Source organism: Moorena sp. SIO2C4 (genome assembly GCF_010672485.1).
Lineage (GTDB): Bacteria > Cyanobacteriota > Cyanobacteriia > Cyanobacteriales > Coleofasciculaceae > Moorena > Moorena producens.
Map to the genome: position 1 here is coordinate 1 of NZ_JAAHGN010000356.1, position 6,792 is coordinate 6,792.

Consider the following 6,792-nt stretch of genomic DNA (forward strand, 5'->3'; position numbering starts at 1 on the left):
GAAGGGAATTTGTGAAGTCCATGCCTCGTAAAATGCTTCATTCTTGTAATAAGAGTTAGGAAGAAAGATATGAGGAATCTCTAAAAGAGTACTAGGGATATGACCATGCAAACGATTAGTAATAATTAAACGATGCCTTTTGAATTGATAGATGCCGCTATGCATCAGTCCCCAAGATGCTAGATTAATTTGGGAGTTATGGGTTATTTTAAAGTGCGGCGTATTAGTATGAAAATACTTCCAGTTTTGTCGAGATAACCATTCTTTAGGAGTTGCTAATCCTCGCTCATAAACTTCCCGCATTATTCTGACCAATCCTGGAATACGCCAATACCAACCTTTAGAGAGTTGCTTAGTAGTTCTTAAAGTCCATCTATCTGAAACCCAGTCTTCTAAGACGAGATTTTTTATCTTAGAAGAAAGACTCAGGTTACTAGTGGCCTTAAGTTCTTGATCCTTTCGGCAAAGATAAAGACTAGAATCCTCTTGATCAGGCTGGATGGATTCAGTAGAGAGACCAGCCATTTGAAATGCCATATCAGGGGCTTTAATCACCCGACAATTCCAGAAATTTTTAAGAGCAATTTCATAGCTGACTTGATCTCTGGTAAAGAGAGTTAGGTTAGGATGGGAGTTAAAAACTTTTGCTGCTTTTTTGAGGTTTTCGGGATTCCTAAAATAAATAGTCTGAGGAAAAATAATAATTGGTCGATCTCGATAGTTTTCTATGATCGATTCTCTAAAATTTTGAAAATCTTCATATAGATCACCTAATGCACCTCCTCCATTAAATATTATGGGGCATTTATCCATTTTTTTTAGGCTGGCATGAGAGAAACCGTTAATACCAGTGGCATACTTGATTTTCGTTTTTAAGGTATCTGTCAAAAATAGTACAGATCCTAACCAAATTAGGTGGTCGCCAATATTGTAATGATCAGGATTGTCTAGGAGTATACATTCTTCAAATTTTTCTAACTGTCCTAGGGATTTATGAAGAACTTCTTTGACGTTTTCTGGTGTTAAAATAGTCATCGTAATTCCTGAAATACTTAATGTAATTTTGAATGTACTTTTGTCTCTCGGATAATTTACCCTCTGGAAGATATCTCGAAAGGATGGTACTGGTAAAGATGTAGTGATGTAGGGATTGGTCTGCTCAAGGTAACGGGAGCTAAAATCACTACTTGTGTACCACTACCCTATTTGGAAATTCTATAGTCTTAATTTGTTTGACCAACTTCATGCTGCATCTTGTGATATTTCCAAAGTTTACCGCGCTTTTCGAGTAACTCTTGATACTTTCCTTGCTCCACAATTCGCCCCTGTTCAAGTACGACTACCTTATCAGCTTTGGAAATGGTCGATAAGCGATGGGCAATGGTAATTACTGTCCGTCCTACAGCAAGTTTTTCTAAGGATTCTTGAATCAGGCGCTCAGACACAGAATCTAAGGCACTAGTTGCCTCATCTAAGATCAGAATCTCTGGTGCTCGCAGTAAAGCACGAGCAATTGCCAGCCGTTGACGTTGACCTCCAGATAATCGAACTCCGCGATCACCCAGTTGCGTGTCAAAACCGTCAGGCAAATCTAGGATGAAGTCTAATGCATTGGCAAGTTTTGCAGCTTCTCGAATTGCCAGCTCATCTGCCTGTTCTGAACCATAAGCAATGTTATTGCGAACAGAGGTGTTGAAAATAAATGTATCCTGACTAACAATAGCTAGTTTACGACGCACAGAGTTGATTTCAAACTCTTGTATGTCAATGCCATCAATGATAATTTTACCTGCGGTTGGGTCATAAAATCGGGGAATTAAGTCAGCAAGGGTTGTTTTACCTGAACCAGAAGCACCGACCAGGGCTGTTGTTTCTCCCTTGTTGATAGTTAAGGTAATATCGTGCAGCACTAGGTTAGAGGGATCGTAACCAAAATCCACCGAAGCAAACTCAATGGCTCGCTGCAATCCTGAAAATTGCACGTTACCATTCTGCAAGTATGGTTTGTTGTCCGTTCTCAGCAGCTCTTTAATGTTATTCATTGGTCCGGTGAATTCCCCAAGACGCCCTCTGGCATTATTAATCAGACGTATAATCGGGATCAGACGAAACAAAACAAACAAGAAGGTCAATAATGAAGCTGCCTGCATCTGTCCATTAGGAACGAAGATGGTAAATGCTACAATAATCATGCCGATCAGAATTGTGGTGGCTACGCTTTCCCCAATCGGTTCTATGGCATACGCAAATGAGGCAGATTTGATAGTGATGTTTGCAACGTTTTCGCTAGCGTTATAGAATCGTCTACGCTCAAAGTCCTGACTAGCAAATGCCTTAACTGTGCGAATGCCATTGATAAACTCTACAGCAACTGAGGTAAAGTTACTGCCTGCCTTTGAAACATCAAAACTTGTCTCTCGCACCCTTTTAACCAAGTTAGAAAGACCAACACTCATCAGGCTAAAGAGCATTAATGATGCAATGGAAAGTTGCCAAGAAAGCAAGAACATTGATGTCACATATACAACTAAAAGAGAAACTCTAGTAAACAGAAAAGCTGTCACATCAAAAGCTTGATTAATTTTTTCTAATTCGGTAGTTAGACTGTAAACTAGCTCTCCAGAACGGCTATGAGAAAAGTAACTTAAACTCAGCCGTTGAAGTTGTTCAAATAGCTTCTTGCGCAGCCTATCTAACAAATTCATCTGAGTAATTTTGCTGTACCTGCGCCCACCAAACATAAAGGCTGAACGCAACCAGGTTGTGAGCATAATTATAGCAGATATCCGGTAAATTCTCTCATTAACCGGTCTATTTACTCCAAGAAACCAGATATCGAACCAGTTAATACCTGTCTGGATTGGGGTAGCATTAGGGTCGGTTATATTTTGTAAAAAGTTGAGGATAAACCCTAATCCAAACCCTTCAAATAGTGAGGCAATTATCGTTAAAGCAATAGCAAAAAAAGCAGCTTCTTTGAGGTATTTAAACTCTCTTAATATGAAGTGTTTGTCTTGCCACAATTTCGTGGATTTAGTAAACCTAATGACAGAATCAATAAGCTTGAATTCAGCAATCTTATATAGAATACTCACTGGCTTTATTTAGACCTATTATGATTGTTATTTAATGCTGATTTTAAACAATATTTAGCTAAAAAAACTAAGATCACTCTCCACCATTTCCGCGACAATATCAGGAAATTTTTTTTTACTCTTCCAATTCAGCTCATCCCGAATTTTCCAGCTATCCCCACAAAGGGGCACTGCTTCTGTCGGACGATAAAACCTCTGATCAACTTCCACAAAATCTTGATAATCAAGACCGACGTGACTAAACGCACAATCTACTAATTCACGAACGGAGTGATTCACTCCGGAAGCAATCACATAATTCTCTGGAGCTTTGATTTATAGCGAGAAACCAGGTTTTAAGGGTCTTGGTGCGTAAGTCCTGGTTCTAAGACAGTGCGTTCGCGTAGCGTATCCGTAGGATAATCGCTTATTTTATTCAACGCTAATCCATCAACAACGTCTTATACGAGTCTGTGTAAGCATTCAGCGGTCAGCGGTCAGTGGTCAGTTTATTTTATTCAAAAGAACCGATTGCGCTACTTGAGGTGCTGCGCGAACAGTAGGCTGGCCACAGGCTCAAAGCTAATAGCTGATAGCTGATAGCTGATAGCTGATAGCTGATAGCTGATAGCTGATAGCTGATAGCTGATAGCTAAATGCTTATGAGTCTGTTAATAGGTAATAGATAATGGGTAATTGCGCTCTCCTCGTGGTGTTTCACAGCAGCAATAGTCTTTTCCTCAATTCCCAATTCCCAATTACCCGTTACCCATTACCCATTACCCAAAGCGCGACTATCTATCTCTCTCATCCATTACTAAAAACGGGATTAGAGCATATCATTACTAGGGATTACCAGCGGTAACAACCTGACGAATAAAGGCAGTATCAGCGGATTGACTACAAGAGGTTACAGGCATCATACCTAGTGCCTGAAGGTCAGCATTAACCATGATTTCAACCAGTTGTTTAAAGCTCACTGAAGGTTGCCAACCTAGTATGGTATTAGCCTTGGTCCCATCACCCAACAACAGGTCTACTTCAGCAGGTCGAAAGTAGCGTGGATCGATTTCAACGTACTGCTCCCAATCCAAATTCACTAAGCCAAAGGCAATATCGAGAAACTCCCGAATTGAGTGAGTTTGACCGGTAGCAACAACATAGTCATCGGGCTCGTCTTGTTGTAGCATTAGCCACATAGCGCGGACATAATCTTTGGCATAACCCCAGTCCCGTCTGGCATCGAGATTGCCCAGGTAAAGCTTATTTTGCTGACCAGCTACAATGCGCGCCAAAGCACGGGTAATTTTGCGAGTGACAAAGGTTTCGCCGCGCCGGGGACTTTCGTGGTTAAACAAAATACCATTACAGGCGAATAGCCCATAGGATTCGCGATAGTTGATAGTTTGCCAGTGGGCGTAGACTTTTGCACAGGCATAAGGACTACGGGGATAAAACGGTGTAGTTTCAGACTGAGGAACAGCCTGCACTAGCCCAAACATTTCAGAAGAGCCAGCCTGGTAAAAGCGTACCTCAGAGCCAATCCGCTGTTGATAGTGCCGTACCGCTTCCAACAAACGTAAGGTTCCTATACCTGTGGCATCGACGGTGTATTCTGGTGAATCAAAGCTGACCCGCACATGGGACTGAGCTCCGAGGTTGTACACCTCTATCGGCTGTACGTCTTCTAGAATGCGTTGTAGTGTCAAGCCATCAGTCAGGTCTCCGTAATGGAGAAATAACCGTGTCTGTGGATTGTGGGGGTCTTGGTAGATGTGGTCGATGCGATCTGTGTTGAAGGTAGACGTGCGTCGGATAATGCCATGGACTTCGTACCCTTTTTCCAGCAGCAGTTCTGCTAGATAAGACCCATCTTGACCGGTAATGCCAGTGATTAATGCTCGTTTAATGTCTGTCACGATTCCTCACGACTCTGATTAGAGTAATTAGTTTGCTAATGTACGGGATGAAGGCAAAGGCAAATCAAAATTGAAAATTGAAAATTGCAATTAATAACTTCAGAAGTTAGGAAGTTATTAACTTTACCAAAGGGAGTAGGGAGTAGGGAGTAGGGAGTAGGGAGTAGGGAGTAGGGAGTAGGGAATATGGCATCAAAAATTCTCACAATTCCTACAGGGATTGCTATTACAGCACTGGAGTACTTTGAGAACCGAACACATGCGATCGCATATCTTCCTGGTGAAGCTTGATCATTCCTGGCAACAACCTCAGCTGTCGCCGCTCCTCCTGGGTCATCCGAATCACCTCATCCAGTTTCCAAGGACGTGGTCCGACTAAACTCATCTCACCCCTTAGTACATTCACTAACTGCGGTAGTCCATCCAGACAATATTGACGCAGCCACTTTCCAAAATGTGTCATCTTAGACGTGACTTGGCCTTTGTGTATAGCTTCAGTGCGAAATTTAATCACTTGGAACAACTTACCCCTTTCTCCAGCCCGCAATTGCCGAGAAAAGACTGGTCCTGGTGAAACAATCGCTATCAGCAACATCAATCCCAGGAGCACTGGACTCAGAATCAGTAGCAATAGAGCAGCTAAACTCGAATCCATCACCCGCCTCAGTCGAGATCGGAATAGTTTTTCCCTACTAGACAATTCTGAGTTGAACGGTACTCTTAGAACAGCTTTCTTCTTCGCTTGCTCACAGGCATTGGTCCAAACTCTTAACCCTGTTTCACCCACATTGGGGTCGATACAAACCAGCCCTACCGACGAGCGTTGCAAGCAATTACTTAACCAAGACTGACTTTGCAACGGAGGTAGATAATGCTGTTCATTTTTTTGGAGAGGGAGTACCCACAACTGTTTCTGTCGCCACTTGAGCTTGCAGGGAGGCAAAGAACTAACTGCTGACTCTGCCTCATCATCGATATCTAGGATTGAGATTTTGGAGGTTGTTAGTATGATTCTGGAAGTCGTCATAAATAGTTACTCCATTTCACGAAAATCAAAACTTAAACTTTAGATCCTGTCAGGTTTAATACGTATCATTCTCAGGTTTTCGTTAATTGAAACTTTAAACGTAAGCGATCAGCTATCAGCTATTAGCTATCAGTTTATGCGCTACAGATGGTGCTATAAGCGTGTCGCGTATCAGCTAATGCGCTACAGATGGTGCTACTTGAGGTGCTTTTGAATCAAACAGGTAAGCATTGGAATAATGCTGAGTTACGTCAGCTGTTCGCGTAGCGTGAGCTTTTAGCTCACGGCTGACGGCTGACGGCTGACGGCTGACGGCTGATGGCTGAATGCTTACTTAACAATTAACAAGTTTCAATTTTCAATTAACAAAAAAATCAACGAGACTTGACATGATTGCTGAACTGACGCTCTAGTTGTGGAGACTCTTGAAGATCAGATACAGGCTGCTGTGGTTCAATAGCAGCATGGTTGTTTCGCGAACCATAGTAAGCGTAGTTCTGATTAGAACTCTTCACCCCGTTAGCAATGATTCCCATCAGGTTTAAATTCCTGAGTATAGCAGTAGCCTGGCTGAGTTGAGATTGAGTAACTCGCTCTAGGCGTCCCACCATCACCACACCTTGGCACAAAGATGCTGCTTGGAGTACATCCACCATACCTAACACTGGGGGAGTATCCAGCAACACCAGATCATAGGTCTGCTGAAACTCTGCCATTAAGTTCTTCATCCGTTTAGAACCCAGCAGCTTAACTGGGTCAATTGGGGTTGGTC

General features: G+C 42.3%; 7 protein-coding genes. All 7 read right to left on the reverse strand.

The features are described 5' to 3' along the window. On the reverse strand, window positions 1-1,035 hold a 1,035-nt coding region (locus F6K20_RS18695; protein ID WP_287295607.1), incomplete at its 3' end, for a polysaccharide pyruvyl transferase family protein. A gap of 188 nt (window positions 1,036-1,223) precedes the next feature. Then, a complete protein-coding gene (gene hepA, locus F6K20_RS18700; RefSeq protein ID WP_287295609.1) occupies window positions 1,224-3,095 on the reverse strand; it encodes a heterocyst formation ABC transporter subunit HepA in 1,872 nt (623 codons plus the stop codon). 54 nt (window positions 3,096-3,149) lie between these two features. Further along, window positions 3,150-3,389 (reverse strand): GDP-mannose 4,6-dehydratase, encoded by a 240-nt coding sequence (locus F6K20_RS18705; protein WP_071105823.1) that lies wholly within the window; start codon window positions 3,387-3,389, stop codon window positions 3,150-3,152. 530 nt (window positions 3,390-3,919) lie between these two features. Next, on the reverse strand, window positions 3,920-4,993 hold the full coding sequence (gene gmd / locus F6K20_RS18710) for a GDP-mannose 4,6-dehydratase (RefSeq protein WP_008181832.1): 1,074 nt from the start codon (window positions 4,991-4,993) through the stop codon (window positions 3,920-3,922). Window positions 4,994-5,028: 35 nt separating this feature from the next. Further along, window positions 5,029-5,199 (reverse strand): hypothetical protein, encoded by a 171-nt coding sequence (locus F6K20_RS18715; RefSeq protein WP_154659730.1) that lies wholly within the window; start codon window positions 5,197-5,199, stop codon window positions 5,029-5,031. A gap of 20 nt (window positions 5,200-5,219) precedes the next feature. Then, window positions 5,220-6,020 carry a heterocyst development glycosyltransferase HepC gene (gene hepC / locus F6K20_RS18720; protein WP_008181834.1) on the reverse strand — a complete coding sequence of 267 codons (801 nt, stop codon included), beginning with the start codon at window positions 6,018-6,020 and terminating at the stop codon, window positions 5,220-5,222. 374 nt (window positions 6,021-6,394) lie between these two features. Beyond that, window positions 6,395-6,792, reverse strand: a 398-nt coding sequence (locus F6K20_RS18725) for a tyrosine-protein kinase family protein (protein ID WP_502708845.1), incomplete at its 5' end; no start/stop codon positions are given.

Coding starts and splice junctions, on each gene's coding strand:
- hepC (WP_008181834.1), bottom strand. CDS start 6,020: ATGACGACTTCCAGAATCATACTAACAACCTCCAAAATCTCAATCCTA.